Annotated in this window: 18 protein-coding genes; 7 read left to right on the top strand and 11 right to left on the bottom strand. The window is 74.5% G+C overall.

All coding sequences use genetic code 11. From position 1 onward, the window contains the following. Positions 1-6: 6 nt before the first annotated feature. A complete protein-coding gene (trxA, locus tag ACH4C6_RS07945; protein WP_333936520.1) occupies positions 7-393 on the bottom strand; it encodes a thioredoxin in 387 nt (128 codons plus the stop codon). A 110-nt stretch (positions 394-503) separates the two neighbouring features. Between trxA and ACH4C6_RS07940 the strand changes: the two genes are divergently transcribed. Continuing rightward, on the top strand, positions 504-1,934 hold the full coding sequence (locus tag ACH4C6_RS07940; protein ID WP_398107652.1) for a dihydrolipoyl dehydrogenase family protein: 1,431 nt from the start codon (positions 504-506) through the stop codon (positions 1,932-1,934). A gap of 79 nt (positions 1,935-2,013) precedes the next feature. Here the strand turns inward: ACH4C6_RS07940 and ACH4C6_RS07935 are convergent, their stop codons facing one another. After that, positions 2,014-2,658, bottom strand: coding sequence for a peptide deformylase (locus tag ACH4C6_RS07935; RefSeq protein ID WP_398107651.1), 645 nt, complete (start codon positions 2,656-2,658; stop codon positions 2,014-2,016). Between the two features lie 131 nt (positions 2,659-2,789). On the opposite strand from ACH4C6_RS07935, the gene ACH4C6_RS07930 reads away from it, so the two are divergent. Next, positions 2,790-4,199, top strand: a complete 1,410-nt coding sequence (locus ACH4C6_RS07930; RefSeq protein WP_398107650.1) for a PepSY-associated TM helix domain-containing protein — start codon at positions 2,790-2,792, stop codon at positions 4,197-4,199. Between the two features lie 86 nt (positions 4,200-4,285). On the opposite strand, the gene ACH4C6_RS07925 is transcribed toward ACH4C6_RS07930, so the two are convergent. The 4 genes from ACH4C6_RS07925 to ACH4C6_RS07910 form a co-directional block, all read right to left on the bottom strand. Continuing rightward, a complete protein-coding gene (locus ACH4C6_RS07925; protein ID WP_398107649.1) occupies positions 4,286-4,645 on the bottom strand; it encodes a tetratricopeptide repeat protein in 360 nt (119 codons plus the stop codon). A 73-nt stretch (positions 4,646-4,718) separates the two neighbouring features. Further along, positions 4,719-5,165: a MarR family transcriptional regulator gene (locus ACH4C6_RS07920; RefSeq protein WP_398107648.1), complete on the bottom strand. Its 447-nt coding sequence runs from the start codon at positions 5,163-5,165 to the stop codon at positions 4,719-4,721. Beyond that, positions 5,162-5,644 (bottom strand): MarR family winged helix-turn-helix transcriptional regulator, encoded by a 483-nt coding sequence (locus tag ACH4C6_RS07915; protein WP_398107647.1) that lies wholly within the window; start codon positions 5,642-5,644, stop codon positions 5,162-5,164. The genes ACH4C6_RS07920 and ACH4C6_RS07915 overlap by 4 nt, the downstream gene beginning before the upstream one ends. Positions 5,645-5,838: 194 nt before the next feature. Further along, entirely contained in the window at positions 5,839-6,261 is a 423-nt protein-coding gene (locus tag ACH4C6_RS07910) for a DUF350 domain-containing protein (protein WP_398107646.1), read from the bottom strand. A 201-nt stretch (positions 6,262-6,462) separates the two neighbouring features. Here ACH4C6_RS07910 and ACH4C6_RS07905 point away from each other — a divergent pair, with 201 nt between their 5' ends. The 4 genes from ACH4C6_RS07905 (at position 6,463) to ACH4C6_RS07890 (ending at position 14,066) form a co-directional block, all read left to right on the top strand. Then, positions 6,463-7,449 carry a hypothetical protein gene (locus ACH4C6_RS07905; protein WP_398107645.1) on the top strand — a complete coding sequence of 329 codons (987 nt, stop codon included), beginning with the start codon at positions 6,463-6,465 and terminating at the stop codon, positions 7,447-7,449. 347 nt (positions 7,450-7,796) lie between these two features. Beyond that, positions 7,797-9,653 carry an HSP90 family protein gene (locus ACH4C6_RS07900; protein WP_398107644.1) on the top strand — a complete coding sequence of 619 codons (1,857 nt, stop codon included), beginning with the start codon at positions 7,797-7,799 and terminating at the stop codon, positions 9,651-9,653. A gap of 2 nt (positions 9,654-9,655) precedes the next feature. Next, positions 9,656-12,592 carry a hypothetical protein gene (locus ACH4C6_RS07895; protein ID WP_398107643.1) on the top strand — a complete coding sequence of 979 codons (2,937 nt, stop codon included), beginning with the start codon at positions 9,656-9,658 and terminating at the stop codon, positions 12,590-12,592. Positions 12,593-12,878: 286 nt separating this feature from the next. Further along, positions 12,879-14,066, top strand: coding sequence for a Rieske 2Fe-2S domain-containing protein (locus ACH4C6_RS07890; protein WP_398107642.1), 1,188 nt, complete (start codon positions 12,879-12,881; stop codon positions 14,064-14,066). A gap of 12 nt (positions 14,067-14,078) precedes the next feature. Here ACH4C6_RS07890 and ACH4C6_RS07885 read toward each other — a convergent pair whose 3' ends face one another. From ACH4C6_RS07885 to proP, 3 genes are all read right to left on the bottom strand, one after another. After that, on the bottom strand, positions 14,079-14,393 hold the full coding sequence (locus tag ACH4C6_RS07885; protein ID WP_398107641.1) for a hypothetical protein: 315 nt from the start codon (positions 14,391-14,393) through the stop codon (positions 14,079-14,081). Next, positions 14,390-14,806: an SRPBCC family protein gene (locus tag ACH4C6_RS07880; protein WP_398107640.1), complete on the bottom strand. Its 417-nt coding sequence runs from the start codon at positions 14,804-14,806 to the stop codon at positions 14,390-14,392. The genes ACH4C6_RS07885 and ACH4C6_RS07880 overlap by 4 nt, the downstream gene beginning before the upstream one ends. Before the next feature lie 105 nt (positions 14,807-14,911). Further along, complete coding sequence (proP, locus tag ACH4C6_RS07875) at positions 14,912-16,408, bottom strand: glycine betaine/L-proline transporter ProP (RefSeq protein ID WP_398107639.1); 1,497 nt, start codon at positions 16,406-16,408, stop codon at positions 14,912-14,914. 183 nt (positions 16,409-16,591) lie between these two features. Between proP and ACH4C6_RS07870 the strand changes: the two genes are divergently transcribed. Further along, positions 16,592-18,097, top strand: coding sequence for an MFS transporter (locus ACH4C6_RS07870; protein WP_398107638.1), 1,506 nt, complete (start codon positions 16,592-16,594; stop codon positions 18,095-18,097). A 3-nt stretch (positions 18,098-18,100) separates the two neighbouring features. On the opposite strand, the gene ACH4C6_RS07865 is transcribed toward ACH4C6_RS07870, so the two are convergent. Both ACH4C6_RS07865 and ACH4C6_RS07860 read right to left on the bottom strand, forming a co-directional pair. Continuing rightward, positions 18,101-18,835, bottom strand: coding sequence for a hypothetical protein (locus ACH4C6_RS07865; RefSeq protein WP_398107637.1), 735 nt, complete (start codon positions 18,833-18,835; stop codon positions 18,101-18,103). Positions 18,836-18,942: 107 nt separating this feature from the next. Beyond that, entirely contained in the window at positions 18,943-20,757 is a 1,815-nt protein-coding gene (locus ACH4C6_RS07860) for an ABC transporter ATP-binding protein (protein ID WP_398107636.1), read from the bottom strand. Between the last annotated feature and the right edge of the window lie 165 nt (positions 20,758-20,922).

Below are 20,922 nucleotides of genomic sequence, written 5' to 3'. Positions count from 1 at the left end.
GCGGGGTCACTCGCCCGGCTGCTGGGCCTGCTGCTGGGCGATCGCCTTGCGGACCTCGTCCATGTCGAGGTTCCTGGCCTGTCCGATGACGTCCGTCAGCGCGGCCTCGGGCAGGGCTCCCGGCTGGGCGAACACGGCCACCTGGTCGCGCACGATCATCAGCGTCGGGATCGACTGGATGCCGAAGGCCTCGGCCAGCTCCGGCTGCGCCTCGGTGTCCACCTTGCCGAACACCAGGTCCGGGTTCTCCTCCGCAGCCTTCTCGTAGACCGGCGCGAACTGCCGGCACGGCCCGCACCAGGACGCCCAGAAGTCGATCAGGACGAACTCGTTGTCGGTGACCGTCTGGTCGAAGTTCTCCTTGGTGAGCTCCACGGTGCTCATGGCGTTCATCCCTCTTTCTGGTGTGGGGTCAAGCCGTCGGCACAACACGGCCGGCCGGACACGTATTCCGCGCCCCTACCCATGTGGCCAGGGTGCACACCACCCACCAGACTGACCCCATGACGGAAACGGAAACCAACACGTACGACGTCGTGGTCCTCGGGGCCGGGCCCGTGGGGGAGAACGTCGCCGACCGCACCCGCGCCGCCGGGCTGACCACCGCGGTCGTGGAGAGCGAGCTGGTCGGGGGCGAGTGCTCCTACTGGGCGTGCATGCCCAGCAAGGCCCTGCTGCGGCCGGTCATCGCCCGCGCGGACGCCCGGCGCGTGCCCGGGCTCCGCCAGGCGGTGCAGGGCCCCCTCGACGCCGCCGCGGTCCTCGCCCACCGGAACCACTACACCTCCGACTGGCACGACGACGGCCAGGTCCGGTGGCTGGAGTCCACCGGCGCCGAGCTCCACCGCGGACACGGCCGGCTCTCCGGCCCCCGCACGGTCACGGTCACCCGCCCCGACGGCACCGAGGCCGTCCTGAGCGCCCGGCACGCCGTGGCCGTCTGCACCGGCACCCGTGCGGCCCTGCCCGACCTGCCCGGCATCGACTCCGTCAAGCCCTGGACCAGCCGGGAGGCGACCGGCTCCCAGAGCGTGCCCGGCAGCCTGATCGTCGTCGGCGGCGGTGTGGTCGCCGCCGAGATGGCCACCGTCTGGCAGTCCCTCGGCTCCCGGGTGACGATGCTCGTCCGCGGCAAGGGTCTGCTGCCCCGGATGGAGCCCTTCGCCGGGGAACTCGTCGCCGAGGCGCTCAGCGAGGCCGGCGCCGACATCCGCACGGGCGTCTCGGTGGAGTCGGTGACCCGTGAGAACGGCACCGTCGTGGCCGTCACCGACCGGGGGGAGCGCATCGAGGCCGACGAGATCCTCTTCGCCACCGGCCGCGCCCCGCGCACCGACGACATCGGGCTGGACACCATCGGTCTCGACCCCGGCAGCTGGCTGCCGGTCGACGACAGCCTCCGCGTGACCGGCCACGACTGGCTGTACGCGGTCGGCGACGTCAACCGGCGCGCCCTGCTGACCCATCAGGGCAAGTACCAGGCCCGCATCGCCGGCGCCGCCATCGCCGCCCGGGCCGGCGGCGAGGAGCCGGCGGCCGAGCCCTGGGGGGCGCACGCGGCGACCGCCGACCACGGCGCCGTCCCCCAGGTGGTGTTCACCGACCCCGAGGCGGCGGCCGTCGGGCTGTCGCTCGCCGAGGCCGAGCAGGCCGGGCACCGGGTCAAAGCCGTCGACGTGGACATGTCCTCCGTCGCCGGGGCGGGCCTGTACGCCGACGGGTACAAGGGCCGTGCCCGCATGGTCGTGGACCTGGAGGACGAGATCCTGCGCGGGGTCACCCTCGTCGGTCCCGGCGTGGGCGAGCTGATCCACTCCGCGACGATCGCCGTCGCCGGGCAGGTCCCGGTCGGCCGCCTGTGGCACGCCGTTCCGTCCTACCCGACGATCAGCGAGGTGTGGCTGCGCCTGCTGGAGGCCTACCGGGACGCCTGACCGGGCGGCCCCGGCGGCTCCGGCCGGGCGCAGCGGGGCCCCGCCCCGGCCTCAGCCCGGGCCGGGGCCGTCGCACGTCCTACGGCAGGGGGAAGCCGAGTGCCCGGGCGGCCGCCTCCGGCGTCGGCTGCGCCCAGCGCTCGGCCGCCGCCTGGTTCGACGACAGGGACCGCGGCTCGGCGCGGTCCAGGTAGAGGACACCGTCGAGGTGGTCCGTCTCGTGCTGCACGATCCGGGCGGGCCAGCCGGTGAACACCTCGTCCAGAGCCCGCCCGTGCTCGTCCCGGGCGGTCAGCCGCACCCGGGCGGCCCGCGCCACCACCGCCTGGTAGCCCGGCACGCTCAGGCAGCCCTCGAAGAACGCCGCCCGCGCGTCACCGGCCGGTTCGCAGGAGGGGTTGACCAGCACCCGGAACGGCTGCGGCACCCGTCCCCTCGCGAGCCGCACCTCCTCGGGCACGGGCGCCGGATCCTCGATCACCGCGATCCTGAGCTCCACGCCCACCTGCGGCGCGGCCAGCCCGACGCCGGGCGCCGCCCGCATGGTCACCCGCAGCGCCTCGACGAACCGGGCGAACAGCGCCGGGTCCAGCTGGCCGTCGTAGGGCTCGGCGGGGCGCCGCAGCACCGGGTCCCCCGCGGCGACGATGGCCAACGGGCCACCAGCGGCGAGGAGTTCCTCCACCCGCTCGGCCAGGGGTGCGTGATCGCTCGGAGTTCCCATCGCGCCAGGATGACACGGCACCCCCCGCCCTCGTGTGGCGCACATCACACAGCACTTCCGGGAACTGGACGGCCCCGCGCCCCGACTCCTGCATCACAACGGCCCGAGACGTCCCCCGGAGAAGCCCGCCGATGACCACCGCTCCCTCGACCACCACGGACGAGGCCCCGCAACCCTCCGCCCCCGCACCGGCCCGGAGCAGCTGGGCCCCCCTGCGCCCGCTGATCCTCCGGCTGCACTTCTACGCCGGTGTGCTGGTGGCTCCCTTCCTCCTCGTCGCCGCCGTCACCGGCCTGCTGTACGCGGCCTCGTTCCAGGCCGAGAAGATCGTGTACGAGCACGAACTGACCGTCCCGGTGGGCGAGCGGAAGCTGCCCATCGGCGAGCAGGTGGCCGCCGCCCGCACGGCCCATCCGGAGGGCACGATCTCGGCGGTGCGCCCCTCGCCCGAGGCCGACGCCACGACCAGGGTCATGCTCTCCGGCGTCCCGGGCGTCGACGAGGGCCACACGCTGGCCGTCTTCGTCGACCCCTACACCGCGCAGGTGCGCGGGGCCCTCGAACAGTACGGCTCGACCGGCGCGCTGCCGCTGCGCACCTGGATCGACGAGTTCCACCGGGATCTGCACCTGGGGGAGACCGGACGGCTGTACAGCGAACTGGCGGCCAGCTGGCTGTGGGTGATCTCGGCCGGCGGGCTCGTGCTGTGGTTCTCCCGCCGCCGGGCCCTGCGCACGGTCCGCGGGACCAAGGGGCGGCGCCGCACCCTCGGACTGCACGGCAGCGTCGGCGTGTGGGCGGCGACCGGCTTCGTCTTCCTGTCGGCGACCGGCCTGACCTGGTCGGCCTACGCCGGTGCCCACATCGACGAGTTGCGGACCTCCCTGGGGCACGCGACCCCCTCGGTGTCGGCGGCCGCGGGCGGTGAGCACTCCGGTCACGGTGCGGCCGCCGGGCAGGCGGGAGACGCCTCCCACGGCGTCGGCCTGGACAAGGTGCTGGCGGCCGCGCGGGCCGAACGGCTCACCGACCCGGTGGAGATCGTCCCGCCCGCCGACGCGAACTCGGCCTACGTCGTCAAGCAGGTGGGCCGGGGCTGGCCGACGAAGCAGGACGCCGTCGCCGTCGACCCGGCGAGTGGGCAGGTCACGGACGTCCTGCGGTTCGCCGACCACCCCGTGCTCGCGAAGCTCACCCGCTGGGGCATCGACCTGCACACCGGCGTCCTGTTCGGCCTCGCCAACCAGCTCCTGCTGATGGCGCTGACCCTGTCCCTGATCCTGCTGATCGTCTGGGGCTACCGCATGTGGTGGCAGCGCGGCCGGGGCAGCACCTTCGGCCGGCCGATCCCGCGGGGCGCCTGGCAGCAGGTGCCTCCCCAGATCCTGGTGCCGCTGCTGGCGGGGGTCGCCGTACTCGGCTACTTCCTGCCCCTGTTCGGCATTCCGCTCGCGGTGTTCCTCGCCGTCGACATCCTGCTGGGCGAGATCGCCCACCGGCGCGGGCGGCGGTCCTACGGCCCCGGCGCGCCCGCGAAGTAGCGGGCCGGAGGGCACCGCGCCCGGCGCGGGCCCCGGTGTGCGGATGCCCGGCTCCGAGGAGCCGGGCATCCACTGCGCGCGGGGGATCAGTCCTGCGGGAAGTCGCCCGCGAGTGCGGAGGCGATCCGCAGGTGGGACTCGGCCTCCTCGTGCCGGTTCTGCCGCTCGAGCGTGCGGCCGAGCATCAGCCGGGCGTAGTGCTCCACCGGGTCCCGCTCCACGATGGTGCGCAACTCGGTCTCGGCACGGCGCAGTTGGGCCGAGTGGTAGTACGAGCGCGCCAGCAGCAGCCGGGGCCCGGTCTGCTCGGGCACCTCCTCGACCAGGCCGGACAGCACCCGTGCGGCGGCGGTGTACTCCTTGGCGTCGAAGAACAACTGCGCGCGCTCCCAGCGCTCCGCCGGGGTGCCGTGCGCGTAGTACGCGGCGTCGTAGGTCGTGTTCACTCGTGCCTCCTTCGAGGCCGTCAACCCGCCCCCTGCGTCCGATATTCCACGGCTCGGCCGGGCCCGTCGGGGGTCACCCGGGCAGCGCCGCCAGCTCGGCCTCGGCCCGCCGGGTGATCAGGGTCAGCACCCGCCCGGCGACGGCCAGGTCCTCCTCGGGGATGCCCGCGTAGATCCGCGAGGAGTAGGGCGCCGTCTGGCCGGAGGCCCTCGTGTACGCCTCCCGCCCGGCGTCCGTGATCCGCACCGCGGCCGTGCCCTCCGGCGTGAGGAGCCCGGCCTTGAGCAGTTCCCCGATCACGCCGTGCGCCTCGGCGGCGCCGGTCTTCAGCGCGCCGGTGACGCCGCCGGCGAGTTCCTCCCGCCCGACGGGCCCGTCGGCGAGGGCGGCGAGCCGCAGGGTGACGGACTGCTGGAAGGTGAGCCCGAGCCGGGTCAGCACGCTCTCCAGGACCGCCCGGCCCGCGTAGTGGGCCAGGGCGATGACACGCGGGTTCAGCGGGGGCGCGTCGATGGTCATGGCTGCTCCGTCTCGTGGTCGGCGAAGGGGTCGAGCGGTGCGTCGAGCAGGGCGGTGAGATCCCGGACGAAGGCGCGGGTGCGCGTGCCGTCCAGGCCGCCGAGCGGCTCCAGGAGCTGCTGGAGCAGCCCGTGGACGACGGTGATCGCCCGCCGGGTGACGTCCTGTCCCTGCTCGGTCAGCGCCAGCTGCACCGCGCGCGGATCGCGTGGGTCCCGGGTGCGCTCCAGCAATCCGGCGGTCTCCAGCGCGCGGGCCAGCTTCGACACGTACAGCGGCTCCAGACCCGTGTGGTCGGCGAGGCGCCGCTGGCTGGGGCGCTCCCCGCCGCGCTGCATGCCGTGCAGGGAGGCCAGCAGCGAGTACTGCGCGTGGGTCAACCCGAGGGGGGCCACGGCACGGTCGACCGCCACCCGCCACTTCATGGACAGCCGCCACACCAGGAAGCCCGGCGTTCCGCCTTGCGTACCTCTGCTCATGAGAAAAACAGTACATGGCTACTATGTACATGGCTACTGTTTTCCGGCTCGGTGCGCGGCAGGCGTGGGGGAGGGTGCGCTGACCCGGTCGTGACGCGGCCGGGCGCCCGGGCCGGGGCCGGGCCCGCCCGGGCGGCGACGGACCGTCAGGCGACGGCTTGTCAGGCGACGGACGACCGTCAGGCGACGGGCCGTCAGGCGATGGACGCGGACAGGATCGCCGAGACGGCCAGGTTGCAGGAGGCCGTGACCCAGACCGCGGGGTGCGGCTCCTCCTCGACCAGGGCCTCGCCCAGGCGACCCGGGGTGAGCAGGTCCACCACCAGGAACGCCACCGCCATCATCACCAGGCCGAGCAGACCGAACGCCGCGGTGGACAGCAGGCCCTTGCCGAAGTCGTCGTAGGTGGTCCAGATGGACGTGAAGACGATGCCCCCGATGCCCAGCAGCGCGGAGCTCAGCACCAGGGCGGCGTTGCGGTTGCGCTGCTCCCAGATCTGCCGCCCGAGCTTCCCGGGCGTCAGCACGTCGACCAGGACGATGCCGAGGACCAGCAGGACCAGGCCCAGTCCGCCGTAAGCGGTGGCCCGGCCGAGTCCGTTGACGATGTCGCTCATGGGGAGGCTGCTCCGATGGTTGAGGGATCCGAGTGATCGCGGTCAAGGCGGAGCAAAATCTAGCGCACTCGTTCGATCCCGGAGGGGGTGATCGCCGAGGTGGGAGGCGTGAAACCACCGTGAAAACCCGGTGGAGGACCTGTCGGTGGGTCCGCTTATGCTGCACCCCGATGATCAGGCGGTACCAGGGGAGGGCGCGGCATGTTCGGCAAGCTGTTCGGCAGGGACGCGGAGAGACCGGTGGCGGATCCGCACGCCCTCCCGGTCCCGCGCAGGCAGCGCGGCGGGACGTACCGGCTGCGCGCTCTCGGCGACGCGCGCGTGCTGGCACTGGTGGAGGCCGCCGACGCCGGTGACTGGGAAGCCGTCAAGGCGGCGCTGGCCCCCTTCGACCTCGGACGCGACCTCGAGGTGCTCGGCGAGATCGTCGAACTGGACGGCGTGCAGGACTGGATCGTCCGGGCCGTGGAGGAGGACAAGGAGCAGCGGGCGACGGCCCTGCTCATCTCCGGAACGCGTCACATCCATTGGGGCTGGGAGGCGCGCACCGCCGCACGGGCCTCCGAGGTCACGCGCGAGCAGTGGCGCGTCTTCCACGAGCGGCTGGAGATCGCCGAGGAGCAGCTCCTCGAAGCCGCCGAGCTGCGACCGGAATGGCTCGCGCCGTGGCGCCAGTTGCTCACCTCCGGCCGCGGCATGTCCCTGGGCTCCACCGTCAACGAGACGCGCCGCGACGCCGCCCTGCGCCGCGACCCGCTCAACCTCCAGGTCCACCTCGCCTGGCTGTCCCAGCTCCAGCCCCGCTGGGGCGGCGAGCCGGGACAGGCCCTCGCCTTCGCCGAGGACGCGTTCGCCGTGGCCCCGGCGGGGCACCGCCTCGGCTGCGTGCTCCCCATGGCGTACATCGAGGAGTGGGTCGAGGCCGGGCGCGGAGACCACTTGCAGACGGACGGGATCCGGGCGCGGTTGCGCGAGGCGGCGGACCACAGCATCCTGCACCCCGCCTACGCGTGGCCGCTCGGCTGGCAGCACGACTTCCACATCTTCGCCATGGCCCTGTCCCTGGCCGGCGAACGCCACACGGTGCGGCGCGTCTTCCACGCCCTGGACGGCGCCTACACCGACTGGCCCTGGACGTACTTCGCGGACCCGGAGAAGCAGTTCGCGCGCCACCACCGCCGCGCCTGACCCGTCCGGGCCACCGCCGGGGCGTCCACGCCACGCACCCCGTGCCGGGCAGCCGGCGCCCGGGGTCCAGGTGACCGCCCCGCCGGCGTCCCCGGCCGGCCTACGGCCCGCGCCTCCCGGTCGCCCCCGGCCGGCGTACCGCCCGCGCCTCCCGGTCGCTCCCGGCCGGTGCACCGCCCGCACCGCAGCGCCGCCCGGACCGGCGGGTACCGGGCGGCCGTGCCCGTCGCCCGGCCGCCCGTGCCGCCGGTCCGGGCACCCCGTGCCCGACCGGCACCGCCCCCGCGTCCACCGCCCGCCCCGCACCCTCCTTCCGCCCACTGGCCCTCCCCGACCCCGGACTGCCGATGACACTGCCCGAGACCGCCGCGCACGAGGCCGGCGCCGACCGCACCTTCCAGGTGGATCTGCGCGGCCTCGTCGACCTCCTCTCCCACCACCTCTACTCCAGCCCCCGCGTCTACCTGCGCGAGCTGATGCAGAACGCCGTGGACGCGCTCACCGCCCGGCACACCCTCGAACCGGACGCCCCCGCCGACGACTTCGGGGTCCGTCTGTACGCCGACGGATCCGTGGTCCGCGTCGAGGACGACGGCGTCGGTCTCACCGAGGCCGACGTACACGCGTTCCTCGCCACGATCGGCCGCAGCAGCAAGCGGGCGGACCGGATCGCCGAGCAACGCGGCGACTTCATCGGCCAGTTCGGCATCGGGCTGCTCTCCTGCTTCCTGGTCGCCGACGAGATCCACGTCCTGAGCCGCTCCGCCCGCACCCCCGGCGCCCCGGCCGTCGAGTGGCGGGGCCGCGGCGACGGCAGCTACACCGTCCGCACCCTGCCCGCCTCCGCCCGCCCCGCGCCCGGCACCACCGTCACCCTGACCCCGCGCACCGACGCGGGGGAGTGGACGAGCCCCGGCCAGGTCCACGCGCTGGCCCGCCACTTCGGCTCCCTGCTGCGCCACCCGGTGACCTTCGACGACGGCACGGGCGGCCCCGGCAGCCCCGGCACGCTCGTCAACCCCGAGCCCGCGCCCTGGTCCCGCACCCACCCGACCCCGGGGGCCCGGGCCCGGGCCCTGACGGAGTACGGCGAGGAGGTCTTCGGCTTCCGGCCGCTGGACACGATCGAACTGGACCTGCCGGCCGCCGGACTCAAGGGCATCGCCTGCGTGCTGCCCGAAGCGGTGCCGGCCGGGCGGCGCCACGGTCACCGCGTGCACGTGAAGGGCATGCTGCTGTCCGAGCAGGCCGAGGAGATCCTGCCCGAGTGGGCCTTCTTCGTCCGCTGCGTCGTCGACGCCGAGAGCCTGCGCCCGACCGCCTCCCGCGAGTCCCTCTACGAGGACGACACGCTGGCCGCCGTGCGCGACGCCCTCGCCGGGCGGCTGCGCGACTGGATCGCCCGGGCCGCCGCCAGCGACCCGGACCTGCTCCACCGCTTCCTCCAGGCGCACCACCTCGCCGTGAAGTCGCTCGCCGTGCACGACGACGAGATCATGCGGATGCTCCTGCCGTGGCTGCCGTTCGAGACCACCGACGGGCACACCACCCTCGACGAGTTCGCGCGCACCCACGCCACCGTGCTCGTGACGTCGACCGTGGAGGAGTTCCGGCAGGTCGCCGCGATCGCGTCCGCCGCCGGGCTCGGCGTCGTCAACGGCGGCTACACCTACGACCGCGAACTGGTCCACCGGCTGCCCGAGATCCGGCCCGGGACGAGCGTCGCCGACCTCGACCCCGAGACCCTCACCGCCCACCTCGACCCCGTCGACCGGGAGACCGAACTCGCCGCCGCGGCCTACCTCGCCCGGGCCCGCGACGCCCTCGCGGTCTTCGACTGCGACGTCGCGCTGCGCACCTTCCAGCCCGCCTCCGCGCCCGCCCTCCTCGTCGACAGCCGCGAGGCCCGGCACGAACGCACCCGCTCCCGGCTCGCCCGCGAGCAGGAGGGCGGCCTGTGGGGCGACATCCTCGGCGCCCTGCGCCAGGAGGCCCCCCGCGCCCAGCTGATCCTCAACCAGCTCAACCCGCTGGTCCGCACCGCCGTGACCATCGACGAGCCCGAACTGGCCCGCACCAGCGCCGAAGCCCTCTACGGGCAGGCCGTGATGCTGTCCCGGCGCCCGCTCCGGCCCGCCGAGTCCAGCCTGATCAACCGCTCCTTCCTCGACCTTCTCGCCCACGCCCTGCGCAAGGACAGCTGACGATGCCCACCGCACCCCACCCCCAGAGCACCGACGAGCTGTACCAGGCGCTCCGGGAGAACGGCCGCCGTCCCTACGGCCGCACCCGCACGGTCACCGCGGAGGAACTCGCCGATGCCGCCGAGCAGTTCGACGAGCCCCTCCCGCTGATCCACGCGCTCCTGGAACTTCAGGAGGCGTACACCTACGGCTCCGAGCCCCGCAAGTCGCCCGTCGTCTTCGCCCGCCTGCTGAACCTCTTCGACGAACAGCCCGACGTCTTCGACGACCGGCTGCGCCACACCCTGTTCTGGCGGTTCAAGTGGGTGTCCAACGCCCTGCGCGCCCTGCCGGAGATACCGCTGGCCAGCCTGCGGCAGTGGCTGACCGAGATGCGCGACCGCTACGAGAAGGCCGGCCACGGCCTCCAGCCCTACTACGGCCAGGCCTACCAACTCGCCGCCCACGTGGGCGAGGACACCGCCCTCGCCTTCGAACTGTGGGCGGGCCGCACCCGCACCCGGCTCAGCGACTGCGAGGCGTGCGAGATCTGCGACCGGGCCCTGTACCACCTCGGGGCGGGCGACGACGCCCGCGCGCTGCGCACCTGGGAACCCGTCCTGACCGGCAAGGAGTCCTGCCAGGAGGAGCCCGCCCGCTCCCTGTCGTACGCCCTGTTGCCCCTGCTGCGCACCGGCGACGCGGACCGGGCCCGGGAACTGCACCTGGCCGGCTACCGCGCCTGCCGCCGCAACCCCGCGATGTCCGCGGAGACCGGCCGGCATCTGGAGTTCTGCGCGCTCACCGGCAACGAGGCCCGCGGCCTGGAACTGCTCGCCGAGAACCGCAACCTCTTCGACGAGGTCGACTCGCCCCTGGACCAGCTCGACTTCCTCACCGGCGTGGAGGTCGTCCTGCGGCGCGTGGAGGGCCTCGGCCACGGCGATGTGCCCGCCGCCGGGTACGCGGGACGCACCTGGACCGTCGCGGAGCTGCGCGCCGAGGTACGCGGCCGGGCCGACGACCTCGCCGCCCGGTTCGACGCCCGCAACGGAACCACCACCCACTCCGACCGCCGCCGGGAGCGGCTGGAGCGCGCCCCGCTGCTGGACACCCTCGAACTGACCCTGCGCCCGCGCACCCTCGACGACGTGGCCCCGGCCGCCCCGGTCAACGCCCCCGCCGGCCGTACACCCGCCGTCCCCGAGGAACTGCCCGACCTCATCGCGCGCGCACGCGCCGCGGAGGAGGAGGGGCACCCGGACGCCCGGGCCTGCTGGGACCGGCTGCGCACCCTCGTCGCCGCCCGCGACTACGCCCACCCCGCCGACCCGGCCGTCGGCCCGCTCGTGCGGCTGCGCGCCGACCTGCTCACCGACGAGGCGAGCCGCGCCGGCGAGCGGGAGGACTTCGACGAGGCCGTCGCCCTGCACGAGGAGGCCGCGGGCCTCTACGACGACGCCGGCCTGCCCGGCCCCGCGGCGCTGGCCCGCGCCTGCTCGCTGCTCGCCGGGGCGGGGCGCCCCGCGCAGGGCGCGGACGGCGGGCAAGCCGGGGCCGCCGCGCTGACCTCCGCGCACGCGGCGGTGGTCCGGCTGCAGGAGGAGACCCCGGGCCTCGCACCCCACCTGGAGGCCCGGATGCTGCGCCTGCGCGTCACCGCGCTGGCGCTGCGCCTGCAGACCACGCGCGACGAGGAGCACGTCGCGCCGGTCCTCGCCGAGATCGACGCCCTGCACGCGTTCGCCGTCCGGCACGATGTGGCCGGGCAGATCTCCGCCGCCCTGCTGCTGCGGGCCAGCACCCACGCCCTGTCCGGCGACCTGCCCGCCGCCGTCACCACTCTCGACGAGCTGCTGGCCCGGCTGAAGGAGCAGGGCCCCGCCTGGCACCTGCCCCGCACGCTCGGTCTGCGCGGCCGGATCCGGCTCGGCCTGCGGGACGCCGAGGCCGCGTACGCCGACCTCACCGAAGGACTGCGCCGGGCCGCCGAGTGGCCGGCCGACGCGATGGACACCGGCCGCCTCCACGCCGACCTGGCCGAGGCCTGCATGCACCTGGGCCGCCCCGAGGAGGCCCTGCGGCACCTCACGCGCTCGGCGGAGGCGGACCTGCGGCGCGGCAGCCGCACCGACGCGTACTGCACCTACTCCAACGCCGCACAGCTCAGCCTCGACCTCGGCCGGGTCGAGGACTGCATCGCCCTGCTCGACTCGCTGCTCGCCGACCCGGACGTCGCCGCCGGCGAGCTGGACGACCGGCTCTCCGCCCAGCTGCGCCTCACCCGCGCCCGGGCCCTGCACGCGGGGGACGACCTGAAGGCCGCCACCACGGAGTTCGTCGCCCTCGCGGCCGAGTCGGCCGGCTGGGACGACGACCCGGGCAGCCATGCCATGATCGCCGCGGAGACGGCCGTGCTGCTCGCCGAGTCCGGGGAGTTCGGCCGGGCCCGCGAGGCGGCGGACCGGGCCCTCGCCGCCCACGCCCGGGACCCGCGCCACGAGCAGCTCAGCAACTGCCTGCGCGAACTGGCCCGGCTCCAGGCGCAGCAGCAGGGCCCCGACGGGCTGGAGGCGGCCCGCGCCTTCCTGGACGACGCCGCCCGGGTCGCCGACGAGGCCCGCGCGGCCGGCCACGAGCCGCACGGCCGTTCCCTGGAGACGGCCCTGGCGTACGAGCACGGGCGGGTCAACGCCTACGCGGGCGCCTACGAGGACGCCCTGACCGCCCTCGACAAGGCCCTGGCGCTGCTCGGCGAGCCCGGACCGCAGGACGAGCGCGCCGGGGAATGGGCCGAGTGCGTCCGTCTCGCGGGAGCGGTGGAGGGCCTCTACCTGGAGCGTCCCGCCCCCGCCCTGGCCCGCCTCGACGCGGCCGTCACCCGGCTGACCGCCCTCGGGTACCCGGCGGAGGCGCAGGCCCTGATCAGCCTCGCGGCCCGGCTCCGCGACGAGGACTGACCCCGGCCCCCGTGCGGTGCCGGCGCGGAACCCGCCCCGGCACCGCGCGTCCCCGGGCGCTACCCGTCGCCCCGGCGGGAACGCGCTGCGCGGTCGCGGCACCGGGCCGGGCCCGCCCGGCGGCCGGGGCCCTCACCCGTCCGCACGCGCCGGGCAGGGCGCCGGTGGGCCGCGGGCGTCAGGATGGGGCGTGGCCGCCCGGGCGCCCGTCGCCCCGGGGACCGGCCGGCGGGGGCAGCGGCCACGCCGCCCCACGCCCGACGACCGGGACCTGCGAGGGAGAGGTATGACCGAGACCCACGAGGCCGGAGCCGCTCGCGCCGCGGCCGGGAGCGACCGGCCCTCGCCGCACCGCGACACCGGTCCCGGCGTCGCCGACCTGCGGCGGATCGGGGCGCACCCGGACCACTGGTACCCGGTCGCCGTGTCCCGCAAGGTGCGCAGGGGCCGGACGTACGCGACCGCGTTCGCCGGGGAGCGGATCGCGCTGTACCGCGGGACCGGTGGCACCGTGTACGCGCTGGAGGACCGGTGCGCCCACCGGCAGGTGCCGCTGAGCATGGGGGTCGTCGAGGGCGAGACCCTCCGCTGCTGCTACCACGCCTGGGCCTACCGCGGTGACGGCCGCATCTCGCAGATCCCCTACCTGTCCAAGGGCGACGGGCGGCCGCCGCGCGGGGTGCGGGGCTACCCGGTCCGCGAGGCCTACGGCCTGGTGTTCGTCTTCCCCGGCGACCCGGACAAGGCGGACGGCACCCCGCTGCCCCACCTGCCGGCGTACGGCTCCCCGCGGTACGCGACGATGACCTACTCCCGGACCGTGCACTGCCACTACTCGTTCATGCACGAGAACCTGCTCGACATGAACCACCAGTTCCTGCACCGCGGAGTCGTCGGCCGGCTCCGCCCCGAGCTGCTCGGCCAGCGCGCCGACGCACGGTCGGTGGAGGCCAGGTACCTGTTCACGCACACCGGCGGCAGACGCGACCGCGGCGCCAGCCTGCTCGCCGCGGAGGGCCTGGGCGGCAGCGACTCCAGCGACGTCATGACGATCCGCACCGAGTACCCGTACCAGACCCTCGACCTGGTCCCGGAGAACGCGCAGCGGCCCGCCTTCCGCCTGTGGGCCGCCTACGTGCCGGAGGACGCCGAGCAGCGCCGCTGCCACACCTACGGCCTGCTGATGATCGAGAAGCCGAGGGTCCCGGGCGCGCTGCGCCTGGCGTGGCCGTTCATCCGGCGCTTCACCGAGCGCGTGTTCGCCGAGGACCGCATGGCCGTCGAGGCCGAGCAGCGGGCCTGGGACGAGCAGGGCGAGGACCGCAACCGGGAGGTGTTCTCGCTGATCCTGGACGTGCGCGAGGTGCTGCGCGCCAATGGTGTGCCGATCCGTCCCCGGGCCGTCGGATGCGGCGCGTCCGGGCCGTGCGGCGGCCCGGACGGGGCGGGCTCCGCGACCGGTTGCGCCCGCTGAGCGTCCCACGCGTCAGGGGCGGGGGTCGGTGCGCCGCCAGCGCGGGCGGGCGTCGAGCCCCCGGCGGCCCGCGACCGAGGCGCAGCGCGGGCACTGGCGCCGCACCCGGTCCGCAGCGCCGCCGGACTCGGGGAAGGTGTCGACCCAGTTCACGTGCGGCAGGCGCGTCAGCCGGGAGCGGCTGAGGGAGAGGCCGCACACGGTCTCGTTGCGCACCGGCTCCCAGGCGTGGACCTCCCCGGAGGGCAGCCGCCGCCGGCCTTCCTCCTCGTCGGTCCACTGTCCCGACGCGGCCACGGAGTACTGCCTGGTGCGCGCCACGCTCATCGGCCCGTCCCGTGCCCGGCGCGCAGCCGCACCTGCTCCTCCAGCCCCCGCAGACTGGAGTCCAGGGCCTCGCCCGCGGCCCGCTCACCGGGGTCGTGCCCGTCGTCGAAGAACGACAGGTGCACCGTCACCTCGCTGGCGCCGCTGTCGATCCCGGCGACCTGGAGCCAGCCCGCGTAGGAACCCTGTCCACGGGTGCCCCACTCCAGGCGCATCTGCTCGGGGCGTGCGCGCAGCAGCGCGGGGGTGTCCTCGTCCGTGCCGTCCTCGTGCACCGTGACGGCGGGCAGGTCCCCGGCCCGGACGTGCAGGGCCCCGGGGAGCCAGGCATCGAGCCGGTCGACGTCCGCCGCCCGGTCGAAGACGTCCTCGGGCCGCGCGGGCATCGTGCGGGAGCGTTCGTACTCGGACATCGCTTCACCGGCCTCGTGTCGTTCGGTGTACGGCACTCCCGCGTTCCCTGCGCGCCGCGGTCCAACCGCGCGGGCCCCGCCCGGGTGGACGGGGACCGTCGGCGGTCAGAACCGGGGCCGGGGCGACTGCGCCTGCACCAGCTCCGCGGCCTCCGCCTCCGTCTCGACCGAGGGCGGGGACCCCGCCAGCGGCTTGTTCGCGGTCTCCCGCATGCACAGCACGGCGACGACACCGACGACCGCGGCGCCCGTGGCGTAGTACGCCGGCATCAGGGTGGAGTCGAAGGCGCTGATCAGCGCGGTGATCACCAGCGGTGTCGTACCGCCGAAGACCGACGTGGCCACGTTGTAGGCGACGGACAGGGAGCCGTAGCGCACATGGGTGGGGAAGATCGCCGGGAGCGCCGCCGACATCGTGCCCAGCATCATCACCAGGGACAGGCCCATCAGCAGCAGTCCCAGGGTGATCAGGACGACACTGCCCTGCCGGATGAGCAGGAACGACGGCACGGACAGCAGCAGGAAGCCGAGCATGCCCGTCATGAGCAGCGGCTTGCGCCCGAAACGGTCCGACAGCCGGCCCACCTGATTGATGACGCACATCTGCAGCACCATCACCACGAGCAGGATCAGCAGCCCGTGGTTGGTCGCGTAGCCCAGCTCGTCGGACAGGTAGGTGGGCATGTACGACAGCAGCATGTAGTCGGTGATGTTGTACGCCGCGACCAGCGCGAGGCACAGCAGCAGGGGCCGCCAGTAGCGGGTGAAGATCCGGCCCAGGTCGGCGGTGGCCGAGGTCTCCACCCCCTCCGCCGCGTCGGCGGCCTTCCCCTGGCCGCCCTCCAGCTTCTGGAACGCGGGCGTCTCGTCCAGCTTCAGCCGCAGGTAGAGGCCGATGAGGCCGAGCGGGGCCGCGACGAGGAAGGGGACGCGCCAGCCCCAGGACAGCATCTGCTCGTCGCTGAGCAGGGTCTGCAGCAGCACGACGAGGCCGGACGCCCCGACGTAGCCGGCGAGCGTGCCCAGCTCCAGGAAGCTGCCGAAGAAGCCGCGCCGCTTGTCGGGCGCGTACTCCGCGATGAAGGTCGAGGCGCCCCCGTACTCCCCGCCGGTGGAGAAGCCCTGCACCATGCGGAAGAGGATCAGCAGCGCCGGGGCCCACAGGCCGATGGCGGCGTGCGAGGGGATCAGGCCGATGGCGAACGTGCCCACCGCCATCATGATCATGGTCAGGGACAGGATGCGCTTGCGGCCGAGTCTGTCCCCGAGCGGCCCGAAGACCATGCCGCCGAGCGGACGCACCAGGAAGGCCACCGCGAACGTCGCGAAGGAGCTGAGCAGCTGGGCGGTGTCGTTGCCGGAGGGGAAGAAGACCCTGCCGATGGTCGACGCCAGGTAGCTGTAGATGCCGAAGTCGTACCACTCCATGGCGTTGCCCAGGGCGGCGGCCTTCGTGGCGCGCTTGACCGCCGCCTCGTCGGTCACCGTGATGTCGCTGCGGCGCAGCTTCGGGTGGCGGCGCTGGTCGATCGCCCGGAACAGCACCCGGTGCCTTCTCACCGCCGCCGGGTCCACCGACTCGTCCTTGCCGGTCGCCGCCATCATCGGTTCCTTTCGCCGTACGTCGTTCCAACCACAGCGCCTGCACCGAACGCGCGCGCTCAAACGAACCCGTTCGCGCGGCGTACGGTCGATCACGCAGCGTGTTGACCACGGACCGGGTGTGTGCCCCCGCCCTCGCCGGGGAACTTGACCGGCCCGTCCGGCCCGGTGAGAGGAGCGCGAGTGGCAGCGTCAGCGCGGGACGGCGGGAGCCAGGAGACCGGGTACGAGCCCGACCCGAACCGCTGGCGGGCCCTGTGGGTCACCCTGGTGGCCGGCTTCATGAGCCTGCTGGACGTGTCGATCGTGGCGGTCGCCCTGCCCACCGTCCAGAAGGAACTGCACGCCTCGGCCGCCCAGGTGCAGTGGGTGGTGTCCGGCTACGCCCTCGCCTTCGCCCTCGCCCTGGTGAGCGCCGGCCGGCTCGGCGACGCCCTGGACCGGCGGCGCATCTTCCTGCTCGCCCTCAGCGGTTTCGTGCTCTTCAGCGCCGCCTGCGGAGCGGCCCCCAGCATCACGCTGCTGGTCGTGGCCCGCCTGGCCCAGGGCCTGGCGGCCGGCTTCATGGCACCGCAGAACTCGGCACTCATCCAGCAGATGTTCCGGGGCGCCGAGCGCGGCCGCGCCTTCGGCTTCTTCGGCGCCACCGTCGGCATCTCCTCCGCGGTCGGCCCCCTCGCGGGCGGCCTGATCCTCGCCCTGGCCGACGGCCCCGACGGCTGGCGGTGGATCTTCTACGTCAACGTCCCCATCGGCGTCCTCGCCGTGCTCCTCGGCCGCCGCCTGCTGCCCCGCACCGCCACGTCCGGACGCGGGCACGTGGACCTGCCCGGGGTCGTCCTCCTCGGCCTCGGCGTCCTCGCGCTGATGTACCCGCTGGTGCAGGCGGAGGCCGGCGGTCTGACCGGGCTGTGGTGGCTCTTCCCGGTCGGAGGCGTGCTCCTGTTCGGCTTCACCCGCCGCCAGCACCGGCTGCTGGCCCGCGGGACCCAGCCGCTGCTCGATCCCCGCCTGTTCACCACCGTCCGCGGCTACGCCGTGGGCGCGGGCGTCGGCGCCCTGTACTTCATCGGGTTCAGCGGCATCTGGCTGGTCTTCGCCCTCTTCTACCAGCACGGCCTCGGCTGGTCCCCCTTGCGGTCGGCCCTGGCGGTGACGCCCTTCGCCGTCGGCTCGGCCTGCGCGGCAGCGGTGTCCGGGCGGCTGGTGGACCGGCTCGGCAGGCTGCTCACCGTGGGCGGACTGACGGGTGTCATCGCCGGCCTGGGCGGCACCGCGCTGCTGCTGCGCTTCGCGCCCCTGGACATCGCCCCCTGGCTGACCGCCCCGGCCCTGTTCGTCGGCGGCCTCGGCGGCGGCTGTGTGATCTCGCCCAACATCACCATGACGCTGCGGGACGTGCCGATGCGCATGGCGGGAGCGGCGGGCGGTGCGCTCCAGACCGGGCAGCGCCTGGGAGCCGCCGTCGGGACCGCCGCCCTGCCCGGCCTGTTCTACCTGGTGCTCGCCCACCGCGGTGACGACTACCGGGGCGCCCTCTTCGTCGCGCTGGGCGCCGGCATCCTGGGGATGGCCGCCTCGCTCGCCCTCGCCGCCTTCGACTGGCGGCGCGACCGCCGTACGCGGGAGCCGCACCGCACCTGCCCCGACGACGTCGCCCACAGCCCGGTGCACTCCCGGCAGTCCTGACCCTCAGGCGGCCACGGGAGCCTCGTCCCCCAGTTCACCGCGCAGGGCGGCGATCGTGAACGCCGTCATGGACGCCAGGACCAGCAGCGCGAGCGGACCCCAGATCGCCAGAATCGCCCAGATCGGCCAGTCGTTGGCGGTCTGTGCCCAGAGGCTGAGGACCGCGGCGGCCCCCAGGCCGACGCCGTGCCACCGCACCACCCGCCCGGCCTTCGCGTGCCGCTCGCCGCGCGCGACCAGGGACCACAGCCCGCCGACGAGACCGGCCAGGCCGAACGAGACGCAGGCCAGCGCGCCGCCGAGCCGGTCCGCGGGCCATCCCACGGGTCCGTCGGACGTCTGCTGCCGCGCGCCCCCGGGCTCCCGCACCTCGACGACCCGGCCGTGCCAGACGACGCCGGTGACCCGGTCGCCCGGCTCCAGCCCCGACAGCACCGGCTCGGCGCGCGGGAACGTCACCCGCCACACCTTGCCCGACGGCAGCACCAGCCGGGCCTCGGGCGACGCGGCGCGCTCACCGCGGTGCAGGTCCGTCTCGCGCACGGTGAACGACTGCTCCCACACGCACCCGGACGCCCGCACGGGCGTGGCGGCGCAGGCTCGCGCGGCCCGGTACTCCCGCTCGCGGTCCAGCGCGCCACGGACCTGCAACGCCGACACCACGCCCACGCCGAGGATCACCAGCGCCAGCAGCGCCCACAGAACGGACCGGGCCACCCGGCCTCGCGGAGAATCCACCGTCTCCCGTCCCCTCCCCGGCGCCCCCGCACCGGCTCACCCGATCATAGGGACGCGCCCGCCGCCGGCCACCGCCAAGGGGGTCGCGGCGGGCGGCGGCCGCGCCGCTACACCGCCTCCGCCCGCCCGGCCGTGTCGTCCAGGAAGCCGCCCGACTGGTGCTGCCACAGCTTGGCGTACGCGCCGCCCGCCGCCAGCAGCTCCTCGTGCGTGCCCTGCTCCACGATCCGTCCCCGGTCGAGGACGATCAGCTGGTCCATGCCCGCGACCGTGCTGAGCCGGTGCGCCACGACCAGCGCCGTCCGCCCGTCCATCAGCCGCCACAGCGCCTCCTGGACGAGCAGCTCGCTCTCGGAGTCCAGGGCGCTGGTGGCCTCGTCGAGCAGCAGGATCGGCGCGTCGCGCAGGATGGCCCGGGCGAGCGCCACCCGCTGGCGCTGGCCGCCCGACAGTTTCACGCCCCGCTCGCCCACCATGGTGTCGAAGCCGTCCGGCAGCGTGTCGGCGAACTCCGTCACGTGGGCCGCCTCGGCGGCCCGGCGGACCTCCGCGTCGCTCGCGTCCGGCCGCGCGAAGGCGATGTTGTCCCGCAGCGTGCGGTGGAACATCGCCGGGTCCTGCGGCACGTAGGCGATCTGCCCGCGCAGGTCGGCCTGGCGCAGCCGGCTGATGTCCTGGCCGCCGATCAGGATGCGCCCGCCGTCGATGTCCGTCATCCGCAGCAGCAGCCGCGTCAGGGACGTCTTGCCGCCGCCGGACCGCCCGACCAGGCCGATCCTGCTGCCACCGGGCACCGTCAGGTCGAGTCCCTCGAACAGCGGCCGGCCGCCGCGGTGCGCGAACGTGACCTTCTCGAAGCGGACGTCGGTGCCGCGGGGCCGCAGCGGTTCGGGGGCCGGCGGGTCCAGCACGGTCGGCGGGGTGAGGAGCAGCTCGGTGAACTGGGCGGCCTCCGTCATCGAGCTCTCCAGCCGCCGGTAGATCTGGTTGAACTCGAACATGATCCGCGTGGCGTTGCTGTAGTAGGCGAAGGCGACCACGATCGCCTCGACCCCGTGCGCGCCCCCGCCGAGCGCGACCGCGAGCAGCAGCCCCGTCGCGTTCGTGAGCACCGACATCGGCGCGACCAGGGTGTCGATGCGCAGATTGCCGTAGTCCCACGAGCGCAGGGTGAGCCGGCGCGAGCGCGCGACCCGGGACCGGTGCTCGGCGGCCTCGCGCCGTTCCGCGGCGAAGGCCCGCACCGTGTCCATGTTCATCAGGCTGTCGGCGACATGGCCCGACACCCGGGCGATCGCCTCCTCCCGCTGGTCCACCAGGGCCTGACGGCGCCTCACGAGCGGCGCCACGAGCACGCCCGTGAGCGTGATCATCGCCAGCAGGCCGACGACGAGCAGCGGTTCGTAGCGCCACAGCACCACCGCACCGAACAGCAGCGGCACGAAGCTGCCCACGATCTGGAACGTCAGCGTGTCGACGAACTGCTCGAAGCGGGCCGCGAAGCTGAGGACGCGCTTGGTCAGCGACCCGGCGAAGTTGTCGTGGAAGAACGTGGCGTCCTTGGCGAACAGCTCGTCCATCCCGACGACGTACAGCCGCTCGATGCCGAGCGCGTCGAGCCGGTTGAGGCAGTGCAGCGCCACCCGCCACAGCGCCTCCGCGACCAGCAGGACGCCGGCGAAGCCGAGGACGTACGGGAGGGCGGAGTCGAGGGAGACGTCCCCGTCACCGGCGAGCTCGCCGACGAGTTTGGCGACGATCAGTGGCGCGACGTACTGGATCCCGATGTTGCCCAGCGCCATGAGCAGCATCGCGGGAGCCGTCCACCGGCGCAGCCGGGCCAGCTCCCGTCCGTAGTGGCGCAGTGCGAGGAGCACCGAACGCCTGCCCGGTAAAACCCTGTGTGTTTCCGGCGTTTCCATCCCACCCCTGTGTCGTTCCGCGGCCGACCGCCGTGCGTGTGCGGGCAGGGGCCGTCGCCGCAACGGATGTGTGGATCGAGAGTCGAGTCCGGAAGTGTCCCGCGCGGGCGGTCGTCCGGTCCAAGCCTTTTCCGGCCGGGCGGGGGTGCCCGGGGAGCACCGGGG

The organism is Streptomyces sp. NPDC017943 (assembly GCF_044328425.1).
Classification (GTDB): domain Bacteria; phylum Actinomycetota; class Actinomycetes; order Streptomycetales; family Streptomycetaceae; genus Streptomyces; species Streptomyces djakartensis_A.
Note: the sequence above shows the minus strand (reverse complement) of the source record. Positions and strands in the feature narration are given on the sequence as shown.